We start from the raw sequence: 13,917 nt of genomic DNA on the forward strand, positions 1-13,917 counted from the left end.
TCGGTGGTGGTCTCCGGGGTGGAGTCGGTGGTGGAGCAGGTGGTGTCGGCTCTGGTGGAGCGGGGGGTGCGGCGCAAGCGGCTGCGGGTCAGTCATGCGTTCCATTCGCCGTTGATGGAGCCGATGCTGGAGGACTTCCGCCGCGTGCTGGACGGCATCGCCTTCCAGCCTCCGGCGGTTCCGGTGGTGTCGAATCTGACCGGCCGGGTGGCGGGGCAGGAGATGCTCTCGGCGGAGTACTGGGTGCGTCATGTGCGCCAGGCGGTGCGGTTCGCCGACGGGGTGGCGACGCTGCGTGAGGCCGGGGTTGCCACGTTCGTGGAGGTGGGTCCGGACGCGGTGCTGTCGGCGATGGGCCAGGAATGCCTCCAGACCCCCCTCACTCCCTCGCCCGCGGCGTCCGACGGCACCGGGAACGGCCTCGACGGCGTCGGCCTCGGCCCTGCCGGCGGGGACGACGCGGCGTTCGTGCCGGTGCTGCGGCGCGACCGTGACGAACCCGCCGAGCTGGTCACCGCCCTGGCCACCCTGCACACCCGCGGGGTGACGGTGGACTGGGAGACGTTCTTCACCGACGCCGCCACCGCCGCGACCGGGACCGGCTCCGTGGTCAGGCCGCACACGGTGGACCTGCCGACCTACGCCTTCCAGCACCGCCACTACTGGCTGCACGTCCCCAGCGCCGGTGACCCCGAGTCCGTCGGCCTCGGCACCCCCGACCACCCCCTCCTCGGCGCCGCGGTCGAGCTTCCCGACTCCGGCGGGCACCTGTTCACCGCCCGGCTCTCGGCCCGGACGCGTCCCTGGCTCGCCGACCACACGGTGGGCGAGACCGTGCTGTTCCCCGGGACCGGGCTGGTCGAGCTGGCCGTCCGCGCCGGTGACCAGGTCGGCTGCGCGGGCATCGAGGAGCTCACCCTGGAGGCCCCGCTCGTCCTGCCGGACCGGGGCGGCGTCCAGGTGCAGGTCGTGGTGGGCGCCCCGGACGAGTCCGGCGCCCGGACGATCACCGTCTACGGGCGCCCGGAGGACGTCCCCGACGACGAGCCCTGGACCCGGCACGCCACCGGCCTGCTGACGCCGTCCGCCGAGCCCGGTCACTTCGACCTGGCCCAGTGGCCGCCGCCCGGCGCCGAACCGGTGCCGGTGGACGGGCTCTACGACCGGCTCGCCGGTATGGGCCTGCACTACGGCCCCGTCTTCCAGGGGCTGAAGGCGGCCTGGACGCACGGCGACGAGGTGTTCGCCGAGATCGCGCTGCCCGAGGGCGTCGGCGCCGACGCCGCGCGCTTCGGCATCCACCCCGCCCTGCTGGACGCCGCGCTGCACGCCCTCGCCCTCAGCGGGGCCTCGGCCGAGCACGCCGCACTGCCGTTCACCTGGTCGCAGGTGAACCTGCACGCCGCGGGAGCGTCCGACCTGAGGGTCCGCGTGGTCCCGACCGGCGGCGACTCCCTGCGCCTGGAGGCGGCCGACCGGGCGGGAAGGCCGGTGGTGTCGATCGGCTCGCTGGTGCTGCGCCGGATCGACACCGCGGACCTGGCGGGCGGCGCCCGCCCCGAGGCGGAGCGTTCGCTGTACCGGGTGGAGTGGACGCCGGTCGAGGCCGAGTCCGGGGCCGAGGCCCGGGAGTGGGCGCTGCTCGGCGGCGACGCCTCCGGCACCGGCGCGGCACTGCGCGCGGCCGGGGTCTCCACGGCGTCCTACGACGACCCGGCGGCGCTGCTGGCGGCCCTCGAAGCGGGCGCGCCCGTCCCCGAGGTCGTGGTCGTGACCGCGGGCGCCACCTGGCCGTCCGGCGACGACGGCCGCGACCCCGGTACGCTCACCGGCGCCACCGGCACGGACACCCTCACCGACCCGACCACCGGCTTGGACGCCGTCGTCCCCGGTACGGAAGGCACCCTCGCCGACGCGGGCGGCACGGCGCCGGCCGTCCGCTCGGCCGTGAACCGGGCCCTGGACCTGGTGCAGGCGTGGGCGGCCGACGACCGCCTCGGCGACTCGAAGCTGCTCTTCGTCACCGGCGGTGCCGTCTCAACCGGTTCCGGCGACACCGTCCGCGACCTCGCGGGCGCGGGCGTGTGGGGCCTGGTCCGCTCCGCGCAGGCGGAGAACCCCGGCCGGTTCGTCCTGGCCGACCTCGACGGCCACGCCGCCTCGGCCGCGGGGCTCCCGGCCGCGCTCGCCACCGGCGAGCCGCAGGTCGCGCTGCGCGAGGGACGGGAGGGCAGGGGCGTCCTCGCGGCCCGGCTGGTCCGCGCGACCGGCCCCGTCCTCACCCCGCCCCCGGGCGCGGTCTCCTGGCGGATGGACAGCCTGGACAAGGGCACCCTGGAGAACCTCACCTTCCTGGACGCCCCCGAGGCCGTGGCCCCGCTGCGGCCGGGACAGGTCCGCGTCGCGCTCCGCGCCGCCGGGGTGAACTTCCGTGACGTGCTCAACGCGCTCGGCATGTACCCGGGCGAGGCGGGCGCGATGGGCCTGGAGGGCGCGGGCCGCGTCGTGGAGGTCGGGCCGGGTGTCACCGCGTTCGCCCCGGGCGACCGGGTGATGGGCATGTTCGACGGCGGGGCGTTCGGCCCGCTGGCCGTCACCGACCACCGCCAGGTGGTCTCCGTCCCCGAGGGCTGGACCTTCGCCCAGGCCGCCTCGACCCCGGTCGCCTTCCTGACCGCGTACTACGCGCTGGTGGACCTGGCCGGGCTGAAGGCGGGCGAGAAGGTGCTGGTCCACGCCGCGGCGGGCGGCGTCGGCATGGCCGCCGTACAGCTCGCCGGGCACTTCGGCGCCGAGGTCTACGGCACCGCCGGGCCGGGCAAGTGGCACGTCCTGCGGTCCATGGGACTGGACGAGGAGCACATCTCCTCCTCGCGCACCCTGGACTTCGAGGGCGGGTTCCTCTCCTCGACCGGCGGTGACGGCGTCGACGTCGTGCTCAACTCGCTGGCGGGCGACTTCGTCGACGCCTCGCTGCGGATGCTGCCGCGCGGCGGCCGGTTCGTGGAGATGGGCAAGACCGACGTGCGCGTCCCCGAGGAGGTGGCCGCCGCGCACCCCGGCGTCCGCTACCGCGACTTCGACCTCGTCGAGGCCGGGTACGACCGCATCGGGCAGATGCTGCGCGACCTGGTCGCGCTGTTCGAGCGGGGGGCGATCCGGCCGCTGCCGGTCGCCGGCTGGGACATCCGCCGCGCCCCCGAGGCGTTCCGCTTCCTGTCGCAGGCCAGGCACGTCGGCAAGGTCGCGCTGACCCTGCCGGTCGCGCTCGACCCGGACGGCACCGTGCTGGTGACCGGCGGGACCGGCGGCCTGGGCGGGCTCGTCGCCCGCCACCTGGTGACCGTCCACGGCGTCCGCAACCTGCTGCTGGCCGGCCGCAGCGGCCCCGCGGCCGAGGGCGCGGAGCGGCTGCGGGCCGAGCTGGCCGGGCTGGGCGCGGACGTGGAGATCGTCGCCTGTGACGCGGCGGACCGGGCCGCCCTGGCCGACCTGATCGCCAAGGTGCCCGCCGACCGCCCGCTCACCGCCGTGCTGCACGCGGCCGGGGTGCTGGACGACGGCGCGATCACCTCCCTGACCCCGGACCGGGTGGACCGGGTGCTGCGTCCCAAGGCGGACGCCGCGCTGAACCTGCACGAGCTGACCCGCGAGCTGGACCTGTCGGCCTTCGTGCTGTTCTCCTCGGTGGCCGGCACGTTCGGCAGCACCGGGCAGGGCAACTACGCCGCGGCCAACGCCTTCCTGGACGCGCTCGCCGACGCGCGCAGCGCCCAGGGACTGCCCGCGCTCTCGCTGGCCTGGGGACCCTGGTCGCAGGAGGGCGGCATGCTCGGCACCCTCACCGACGCCGACCTGGCCCGGATGGCCCGCGAGGGCGTCGTGCCGCTGGACGCGCGGGAGGGGCTCGCCCTGCTCGACGCGGCCACCGGCCGGTCCGAGCCCGTGCTGGTGCCGATCCACCTGGACGCCAAGGCGCTGGCCGCCAGGGGCGACCGGCTCCCGCCGATCCTGCGGGGCGTGGTGCGCGCCCCGGCCCGCCGTACCGCGACGTCGGCCGGGGGCGGGCGCTCCGCCGCGGACCTGCGGGCCACGCTGGCCGCGCTGCCCGCCGCCGACCGCGACCGCGCCCTGCTCGACCTGGTACGGACCGAGGTCGCGGCCGTGCTCGGCCACTCCTCCGCCGACCAGGTGGAGGCCGACCGCGCCTTCGACGACATGGGGTTCGACTCGCTCACCTCGGTCGAGCTGCGCAACCGGCTGAACGCCGCGACCGGCAGGCGGCTGCCGGCCACCCTGGTGTTCGACTACGCCAACCCGGCCGCCCTGGCCGCGTACCTGCGCGCGGAGCTGGCGCCCGACGAGGCGCCCACCGACACGCAGGTCATGCGGGAGCTCGACCGGCTGGACCGGGTGCTCGGCGAGCTCACGCCCGACGAGGAGACCCGGTTCACCATCGCCACCCGGCTGCAGGGACTGCTGACCCGATGGCGCGGCGACCGGCCCGAGCGGGAGGCGGACGACGTGCCCGCGGGCGAGGACGTCGGGTCGGCGAGCGCCGACGAGCTGTTCGCGCTGATCGACAAGGGCCTGTGAGCCCATCGTGCTCTCCGGTGAAGAACGATCTTTCCGTGCGTGCCCGAGGGGCCGCGCGACATGTGGGGAAGAAGGTGACGTGACGTGGCGGACGAGCAGAAACTCCTCGGCTATCTCCGGCGGGTGACCGCCGATCTCCAGCAGGCCCAGCAGCGGCTGCGCGAGGCGGAGGCCAGGGACCACGAGCCGATCGCGGTCATCGCCGCGGGCTGCCGCTTCCCCGGAGGCGTACGCGACCCCGAGGGCCTGTGGCGGCTCGTCGCGGAGGGCCGTGACGGCGTCTCGGCGTTCCCCGACGACCGGGGCTGGGACCTGGAGGGGCTCTACGACCCGGACCTGTCCCGGCCGGGCACCAGCTACACCCGCGAGGGCGGGTTCCTCTACGACGCCGGGGACTTCGACGCGGTCTCCTTCGGCATCTCCCCCCGGGAGGCGCTGGCCACCGACCCGCAGCAGCGGCTGCTGCTGGAGGTGTCCTGGGAGGCGTTCGAGCGGGCCGGCATCGACCTGACCTCGCTGAAGGGCAGCCAGACCGGGGTGTTCGTCGGCGCCTTCTCCAGCGGGTACGGCACCGGCCTGGAGTCACTGCCCGAGGGGGTCGAGGGACACCTGCTGACCGGCAGCTCCACCGCGGTGATCTCCGGCCGGGTGGCGTACGTGTTCGGCCTCAAGGGGCCCGCGGTCACCGTCGACACCGCGTGCTCGTCCTCGCTGGTGGCGCTGCACTGGGCGTGCGAGTCGCTGCGGCGCGGGGAGAGCACGCTCGCGCTGGCCGGCGGGGTGACCGTGATGGCCACGCCCGAGACCTTCGTCGAGTTCAGCCGCCAGCGCGGCCTGGCGCCCGACGGCCGGTGCAAGGCGTTCTCCGAGGACGCCGACGGCACCGGCTGGGGCGAGGGGGCCGGCATGCTGCTGCTGGAGAGGCTCTCCGACGCGCGCCGCAACGGCCACCCGATCCTCGGCGTCGTCCGCGGCTCCGCGGTCAACCAGGACGGCGCGAGCAACGGCCTGTCCGCGCCCAACGGCGTGTCCCAGCAGCGCGTCATCCGCCGCGCGCTGGCCAACTCGGGCCTGGCCTCGTTCGACGTGGACGCCGTCGAGGCGCACGGCACCGGCACCACCCTGGGCGACCCGATCGAGGCCCAGGCCCTGCTGGCCGTCTACGGCCAGGACCGGCCCGGCGAGCGGCCGCTCTGGCTCGGGTCGATCAAGTCCAACATCGGCCACACCCAGGCCGCGGCCGGGGTCGCCGGCGTCATCAAGATGCTGATGGCGCTGCGCGCCGGGCTGCTGCCCAGGACCCTGCACGTGTCCGAGCCCTCCTCCCACGTGGACTGGTCGGCCGGCAACGTCCGGCTGCTGACCGAACCCGTCGCCTGGCCCGACGCCGACCGGCCGCGCCGGGCCGGTGTCTCCTCCTTCGGCGTCAGCGGCACCAACGCCCACGTGATCATCGAGCAGGCCCCTGACGGCACGCCCGGCGACGCGTCGCCCGGCGAGCCGCCCGCCGGGGAGCGGGGCGAGCACCCGCTCCTGTCGGACGGCGCCGCCACGGCGTGGGTGCTGTCGGCCAAGAGCGCGTCCGCGCTCCGCGCCCAACTCGGCCTGCTCGGCGAGCACGCCGAGCACCACCCCGGGCAGGCGGCCGGCGACATCGGCCTCTCGCTGGCCTCCCGAGCCGCCTTCGGGCACCGCGCCGTGGTGGTGGGACGCGACCGCGAGGAGCTGCTGTCCGGGCTGCGCGCGCTGGCCGCAGGACAGGAGGCCGCCGGAGCGGTCACCGGGACGGCGTCGTCCTCCCCGGGCAAGACCGTGTTCGTCTTCCCCGGCCAGGGCTCCCAGTGGGCCGGGATGGCGACCGGGCTGCTGGAGTCCTCTCCCGCCTTCGCCGCGCACGTCGCCGACTGCGAGCGCGCCCTGGCGCCGTTCACGGACTGGTCGCTGACCGGGGTGCTGCGCGGCGATCCCGGCGCCCCCTCGCTGGAGCGGGTGGACGTGGTCCAGCCGGTGCTGTGGGCGGTCATGGTGTCGCTCTCGCGGCTGTGGGAGGGCCACGGGGTCCGTCCCGACGCCGTGATCGGCCACTCCCAGGGCGAGATCGCCGCCGCCACGGTCGCCGGCGCGCTCTCCCTGGAGGACGGCGCCCGCGTCGCCGCCCTGCGCAGCCGCGCCATCGGCGACGTCCTCGCCGGACGCGGCGGCATGCTCTCCGTGGGGCTGTCCGAGCAGGAGCTGTCGGCGCGGCTGGAGTCCTGGCGCGACCGGATCTCCGTCGCCGCGATCAACGGCGCCCGCTCGGTCGTGGTCTCCGGCGCCCCGGACGCCCTCGACGACCTGACCGCCGAGCTGACCGCGGACGGCGTACGGGCCAGAAGGATCCCGGTGGACTACGCCTCGCACTCGGCGCAGGTCGAGGAGCTGCGCGAGCGCCTGCTGCGCGACCTCGGCCCGATCCGGCCGCGGCGGGGCGAGGTACCGATGATCTCCACGGTGACCGGCGAGTGGATCGACACCTCCACCCTGGACGCCGGGTACTGGTACACCAACCTGCGCCGCACCGTCGGCTTCGACGCCGCCGTCCGCGCGCTCGCCAGGCAGGGGTACGGGGTGTTCGTCGAGAGCAGCCCGCACCCGGTGCTCACCATGGGCCTGCAGGAGACCCTCGACGCCCTCGGCCTCGACGCCGTGGTCACCGGCACCCTGCGCCGCGACGACGGCGGGCCGCTCAGGATGCTGACCTCCGCCGCCGAGCTGCACGTGCGGGGCGTCGGCGTGAACTGGCCCGCCCTGTACCCGGGTGCCCGGCCGGTGGACCTGCCGACCTACCCGTTCCAGCGGAGCCGCTACTGGCTGAGGTCCGCGCCGCCGCCCGCGGCCCCGGGCACCGACCCGGTGGACACCGCCTTCTGGGAGGCGGTCGAGCGCGGCGACGTGGCGAGCCTGGCCGCCGACCGGGGGGTGGACCCCGCGGCGCTGGCCGAGGTGCTGCCCGCGCTGGCCTCCTGGCGGCGGAGCAGGCGGGAGCGGGCCACGGTGGACTCCTGGCGCTACCGGGTGGCCTGGCGGCCGGTCGGTGAGCCGGTGAGCACCGAGCTGACCGGCTCCTGGCTGGTCGCCCTGCCCGCGGACGGCCAGGTGGCGGCGGCCGACGCGGTCGTGGCCGGCCTGACCCGGCACGGCGCCCGGGCGGTGATCGTCGAGGTGGCCGGGCACGACCGGGCCGCGCTCACCGCCGCCCTGCGCGACCGGCTCCCCGACGACCCGCCGGCGGGAGTGCTCAGCCTGCTGGCCCTGGACGAGCGCCCCCACCCGCTGCACCCGGCGCTCTCGCGGGGCACGGCGGCGACCGTCACGCTGGTCCAGGCACTGGCCGACGCCGGTGTCACCGCCCCGCTGTGGGCGGTCACCTGCGGGGCGGTGCACACCGGCGCCACCGGCACGGCCGACTTCTCCACCGCAGGGGACGCGGCGCCGTTCCAGGCCGAGGTCTGGGGGATCGGCACCGTGCTGGCGCTGGACCACCCCGACACCTGGGGCGGCCTGGTCGACCTGCCCCCGGCCCCGGACGAGCGGGCCCTGGCACGGCTGTGCGGGGTGCTGGCCGGGCTGGGCGGCGAGGAGCAGCTCGCGGTCCGGCAGGACGGGATCCTGGCCCGCCGCCTGGTACGGGCCCCGCTCGGCGAGCCCCCCTCCGCCGCCCCCGCGGTGCCCGCCCCGCGTACCGGCGAGGCCGGGACGTCTGAGGCACCCGAGGCATCCGGGGAGTCCCGGGAATCCGGGGTCCGGCGCCTGAGCGGGACGGCGCTCGTCACCGGCGGCACCGGCGGGGTCGGCGCGCACGTGGCGCGCTGGCTGGCCGGACGGGGCGCGGAGCATCTCGTGCTGACCGGCCGCCGGGGCCGTACCGCCCCGGGAGCGGCCGAGCTGGAGGCCGAACTGGAGGCGCTGGGCGTCCGGGTCACCGTCGCCGCGTGCGACGTCGCCGACCGCGAGGAGCTGCGGCGCCTGCTGGACGCGCTGCCCGAGGGGCTGCCGCTGCGCGCCGTCGTCCACGCGGCCGGTGTCGTCCACGACGACGTGACGCTGGCCGGCACCACCGTCGAGGAGTTCGCCGAGGTCGGACGGGCCAAGGTCGCGGGCGCCCGGAACCTGGACGAGCTGCTGGGCGACCACCCGCTGGAGCTGTTCGCGCTGTTCTCCTCCGGGGCGGCCGTGTGGGGACAGGGAGGCCAGGCCGCCTACGCCGCGGCCAACGCCTTCCTCGACGCGCTGGCCGCCCGGCGCCGCGCGCGCGGCCTGGCCGCCACCTGCGTGGCCTGGGGAGCCTGGGACGGCGGCGGCATGGTGGACGCCTCCATCGGCGCCCGGCTGCGCCGCCTCGGCGTGCGCGCCATGGCGCCGTCCGCGGCCACGATCGCGCTCGGCCAGGCGTTCGACCACGACGAGTCCCACCTGGTGGTGGCCGACATCGACTGGACCCGGTTCGCCCCGGCCTACACCCTGGCCAGGTCCCGCCCGCTGCTGCGCGCCCTGCCCGAGGTCGAGGCCGTCCTGGACGGCGGCGGTGACGGTGCCGCCGAGCAGGAGGACGGCGGGTCGCCGCTCGCGGAGCGGCTGGCCGGCCTGGCCGAACAGGAGCGGCTGGACGCGCTGCGCGAGGTGGTGCGGGCCCACGCCGCCCGGGTGCTCGGCCACCCGGGCCCCGAGGCGGTCGATCCCGACCAGAACTTCCTGGAGGCCGGGTTCGACTCGCTGACCTCGATGGAGCTGCGCAACGGCCTCATCAAGGCAACCGGCCTGCGGATGCCCGCGACCGTGGTCTTCGACTACCCCAACCCCTCCGACCTGGCCAAGCACCTGCTGGGCGAGCTGGCCGGCCGCCTGGAGGGCACCGGCGACCGGCCCTCGCGCACCGGGGCCGACCCCTCGGACACCCCGAGCGCCCTGCTGCACGAGGCCGCCCTGTCCGGCAGGATGCACGAGGGCATGGCCCTGCTGCGGGCCATGGCCGACCTGCGCCCCTCGTTCTCCTCGCCCGAGGAGCTCGGGGAGATCCCGCCGCCGGTGAAGCTGGCCTCCGGCCCCGGCGGGCCCGCCCTGTTCTGCTTCAGCACCCCGATGGCGCTGGGCGGGGCGACCCAGTTCGCCCGCCTGGCGGCGAACTTCCGCGGCGTACGGGACCTGTACGCGCTCCCGGTGCTCGGCTTCGCCCGCGAGGAGAGCCTGCCGGGCACGGTCGACGCCGCGGTGCGCGTCTGGGCCGAGTCGGTACGGCGGGCCGCGGGCGACGAGCCGTTCGTCGTCCTGGGCTACTGCGCGGGAGGGATCTTCGCGCACGCCGCCGTCACCCACCTGGAGAGCCTCGGCGTCCGGCCCGCGGGCCTGGTCCTGCTCGACACCTTCCTGCCGGACGACAAGGTCATCGACGACCTCGGGACGCAGATGGTCCAGGGCATGTTCGACCGGGAGGCCTCGTTCGGCCCGTTCACCAGCGCCCGCCTCGGGGCGATGGGCCGCTACTACAAGCTGTTCCGCGAGTGCACGCTGGGGCAGGTGCGGGCGCCCATCCTGTTCCTGCGCCCGGACACCCCGCTGCCCGGCCCCGACGGCGTGCCGACGGCCACCCCGGACTGGCGCGCCTCCTGGCACACCGAGCACGTCGCCCGCGAGGTCGAGGGCGACCACTTCACGATGCTGGAGGACCGGGCCCCCTCGATGGCCCGCGCCATCGAGGGCTGGCTGGAGTCCCTGCCGGAAGGACGCTGACCCCGGAACCGCCCGGGCGCCCCGGACCCCGGGGCCCGGGGCGCCCGGGCGGTCCGCGTCACCGGGTCCTGCGGGCCGTCCGGGGGATCCGGGTCACCGGGACCCGCACGCCGCCCGGGGCCCGCGGGCCGCCGGGTCCCGCGGGCCGTCCGGGGCACCGGGGCGCCCCGGGAAAGAAAAAGCCGCCGGGCCTCCCACGGGAGGCCCGACGGCGTCTGCTTCGATCACCCCGGGGGGTGGTGGTGGACGATACAGGGATTGAACCTGTGACCTCTTCCGTGTCAGGGAAGCGCTCTCCCGCTGAGCTAATCGTCCTCGTCGAAACCAGAGGTGGAGACGGGATTTGAACCCGTGTAGACGGCTTTGCAGGCCGTTGCCTCGCCTCTCGGCCACTCCACCGAGTGGGGGGCCGGAGCCCCTTTCCGAGCGGAAGACGGGATTCGAACCCGCGACCCTCACCTTGGCAAGGTGATGCTCTACCACTGAGCCACTTCCGCGTGCCCCCGGGAACGGGCCCGGACTCACGGTGAGAACTCTAGCGAATACCCGGCGACTCCCCAAACCGAATAGACCGCTATCGTGAGATGTAAGGAGCGGGGACCGCTTTCACCGGTTACCATCGCTTCACCTACGCGAGAGAGCAGACAGCATGCGCGGCAACCGCGACAACGAGGTCGTGACCATCGGGCCGGATCCGCTGAGCTTCGAGGAGGTCGTCGGGGTCGCCAGGCACGGCCTCCCGGTGCGCCTTTCCGACGACGCCGTGGCGGCCATGGCCGCGGCCCGCACCCGGGTGGACGAGCTGGCCGAGAGCCCCGTCCCCGCCTACGGCGTCTCGACCGGGTTCGGCGCCCTGGCCACCCGGCACATCGACCCCTCGCTCCGCGCCCGGCTGCAGCGCTCCCTGGTCCGCTCGCACGCCGCCGGATCGGGCCCCGAGGTGGAGGCCGAGGTCACCCGGGCGATGATGCTGCTGCGCCTGCACACCCTGGCCACCGGCCACACCGGCGTACGCCCGAAGACGGCCAGGGTGCTCCAGGACCTGCTCAACGCGCGCATCACCCCGGTCGTGCACGAGTACGGCAGCCTCGGCTGCTCCGGCGACCTCGCGCCGCTCTCCCACGTGGCCCTCACGATCATGGGGGAGGGCGTGGTCCGGGACGCCGCAGGGGAGCGCACCGACGCCGCCGAGGCGCTCAAGCGGGCCGGTATCGAGCCCGTCGAGCTGGCCGCCAAGGAGGGGCTCGCGCTCATCAACGGCACCGACGGCATGCTCGGCATGCTGATCCTGGCCATGGACGACCTCGCCCGCCTGTTCAAGGCGGCCGACATCGGCGCGGCCATGAGCGTGGAGGCCCTGCTCGGCACCGACCGGGTCTTCGCCGCCGACCTGCAGGGCCTGCGCCCGCACCCCGGGCAGGCGGCCAGCGCCGCCAACCTCAGGGCCCTGCTGGCGGGCTCGCAGATCATGGAGTCGCACCGGGACGGCACCTGCACCCGCGTCCAGGACGCGTACTCCCTCAGGTGCGCCCCGCAGGTCGCCGGGGCCGCCCGCGACACCCTGGCGCACGCCGCCGCGGTCGCCGGGCGGGAGCTCGCCTCGGCGATCGACAACCCGGTGGTCCTGGCCGACGGCCGGGTGGAGTCCAACGGCAACTTCCACGGCGCCCCCGTCGGCTACGTGCTCGACTTCCTCGCCATCGCGGCCGCCGACCTGGCGAGCATCTCCGAGCGCCGCACCGACCGCATGCTGGACGTGTCCCGCAACCACGGCCTGCCCGCCTTCCTGGCGGACGACCCCGGCGTCGACTCCGGCCACATGATCGCCCAGTACACCCAGGCCGCGGTCGTCTCCGAGCTCAAGCGGCTGGCCGTGCCCGCGAGCGTCGACTCCATCCCCAGCTCCGCCATGCAGGAGGACCACGTCTCCATGGGCTGGTCGGCCGCGCGCAAGCTGCGCCGCTCGGTGGACGGCCTGACCCGGGTGCTCGCGGTGGAGATCCTCACCGCCGCGCGGGCCCTGGACCTGCGCGGCCCGCTCCGGCCGGCCCCGGCGACCGCGGCCGTGGTGGACGCCCTGCGCCAGGCCGTCCCCGGCCCCGGCCCGGACCGCTTCCTGGCCCCGGAGATCGAGGCGACGGTACGGCTCGTCGCGACCGGCGCGGTCGTCGCCGCGGCCGAGACCGTCACCGGCCCCCTGGCCTGACCCCGGCGTCCCCGGCCCGGCGTCACCCCCCGGGCCGGTGCCGATCCCCCCGGTCCGGCACCGGCCCCACCCGGCCGCACGGGCCGTGGCGCCGCCCCTCGGTCAGCGCCCCGCCGGGACGGCGGCGACCACCTCCACCTCGATGACCAGGCCGGGCCGGAACAGCCGGGACACCTCCACCGTCGTGCTGGCCGGGGGCTCGCCGGTGATGTGGCGCACGCGCTCGGCCGCGTACTCCGGCAGCCGCGACATGTCGGTGAGGAAGGTCCGGATGTGGGTCACGTCGTCGAACGTGCACCCCTGGTCGGCCAGGATGCGCGCGACCAGGTCCATCACGTACGCGGACTGGCGCGACATGTCCCCCTCGGCGACCACGTTCCCGTCCTCGTCCACCGCCACCTGACCGGAGACGAACAGCAGGTTCCCGGTCCTGGTGGCGTGGGAGTAGTACCCGTTGGTCGCGGGCACCGAGGCCGGGTTCAGCCTCCGCACCCCGGCCCGGCCCGCCCCGTCCGGGTCCGCCCCTGTGGGACCGGACGGGGAGAGGTGCGCGAAGATCGCCGTCAGGTCCGCCCCGCCCAGCCCGGCCGCGACCGCCTCCGCCAGCCTCGCCCCGGCCGCGTCGGCGATCGTTCCCGTCCCGTGCGAGACCAGCGCCACGTCCTTGGCCGCCAGCCCGAGGGCGTACCGCGTCTCGGACGGGCCGTGCTCGACGGCCGGGCGGACCCGCTCGACCAGCGGCCCCAGCGGCGTGGCGGCCAGCACGTCCAGCAGGGTGGCGGTGTCCACGCCGGTCCCGCGGGCGTACGCCACGGTCTCGGCGAGCAGCACCTGGGCGGGCACCAGCGCGCCCATCACGGTCACCTTCATCGCCGCGCCGGACCCGGGCCCGCCGAGCTCCAGCACCCGGCCGAACGCCCCGAGCACCTTCCGGCAGCGGGCCAGGTCCCCGGGCAGGCCGCCGGCCAGCACGGTCAGCGTGCCGTCGGCCGCCGGTCCCACGCTGCCCAGGACCGGCGCGTCGACCAGCCCCACCCCCGAGGGGAGCAGGTCGCGCAGCCCGGCCACCGCCTCGGGCCCGATCGTCGACATCTCCGCGACCACCGTCCCGGCCCCCAGGCCCGGTGCCGCGTCCGACAGCACCCGCCGTACCGCCGCCGGGTGGCTCAGCATCGTGACGACCACCTCCGCGCCCGCCACGGCCTCGGCGGGCGACGCCGCCGAGGCCGCCCCCTCGACCGTGCGGGGAGTGCGGTTCCAGGTCGTCACCTCGTACCCGGCCGCCACGAGCCGCCGGGCCATCGGGACGCCCATGCGTCCCAGACCAAGAAAGGAGATCATGCCTGCCA

Annotated in this window: 4 protein-coding genes and 3 tRNA genes; 3 read left to right on the forward strand and 4 right to left on the reverse strand. The window is 76.0% G+C overall.

The genetic code is table 11. From position 1 onward, the window contains the following. On the forward strand, window positions 1-4,596 hold a 4,596-nt coding region (locus tag ACIBCT_RS34560; protein WP_399195950.1), incomplete at its 5' end, for an SDR family NAD(P)-dependent oxidoreductase. Window positions 4,597-4,680: 84 nt separating this feature from the next. Next, entirely contained in the window at window positions 4,681-10,362 is a 5,682-nt protein-coding gene (locus ACIBCT_RS34565; RefSeq protein ID WP_399195952.1) for a type I polyketide synthase, read from the forward strand. 240 nt (window positions 10,363-10,602) lie between these two features. On the opposite strand, the gene ACIBCT_RS34570 is transcribed toward ACIBCT_RS34565, so the two are convergent. From ACIBCT_RS34570 to ACIBCT_RS34580, 3 genes are all read right to left on the reverse strand, one after another. Then, window positions 10,603-10,677 (reverse strand) — tRNA-Val (locus ACIBCT_RS34570). A gap of 13 nt (window positions 10,678-10,690) precedes the next feature. Next, window positions 10,691-10,761, reverse strand: a tRNA-Cys gene (locus ACIBCT_RS34575). A 26-nt stretch (window positions 10,762-10,787) separates the two neighbouring features. Further along, window positions 10,788-10,859 (reverse strand) — tRNA-Gly (locus ACIBCT_RS34580). A gap of 152 nt (window positions 10,860-11,011) precedes the next feature. Between ACIBCT_RS34580 and hutH the strand changes: the two genes are divergently transcribed. Further along, window positions 11,012-12,568: a histidine ammonia-lyase gene (hutH, locus tag ACIBCT_RS34585; protein WP_399195954.1), complete on the forward strand. Its 1,557-nt coding sequence runs from the start codon at window positions 11,012-11,014 to the stop codon at window positions 12,566-12,568. Between the two features lie 102 nt (window positions 12,569-12,670). On the opposite strand, the gene ACIBCT_RS34590 is transcribed toward hutH, so the two are convergent. After that, window positions 12,671-13,909: an NAD(P)-binding domain-containing protein gene (locus tag ACIBCT_RS34590; protein ID WP_399195956.1), complete on the reverse strand. Its 1,239-nt coding sequence runs from the start codon at window positions 13,907-13,909 to the stop codon at window positions 12,671-12,673. Window positions 13,910-13,917 lie beyond the last annotated feature (8 nt).

The sequence above is a fragment of the Streptosporangium sp. NPDC050855 genome (assembly GCF_044456585.1).
GTDB classification, from domain to species: Bacteria; Actinomycetota; Actinomycetes; order Streptosporangiales; family Streptosporangiaceae; genus Streptosporangium; species Streptosporangium longisporum.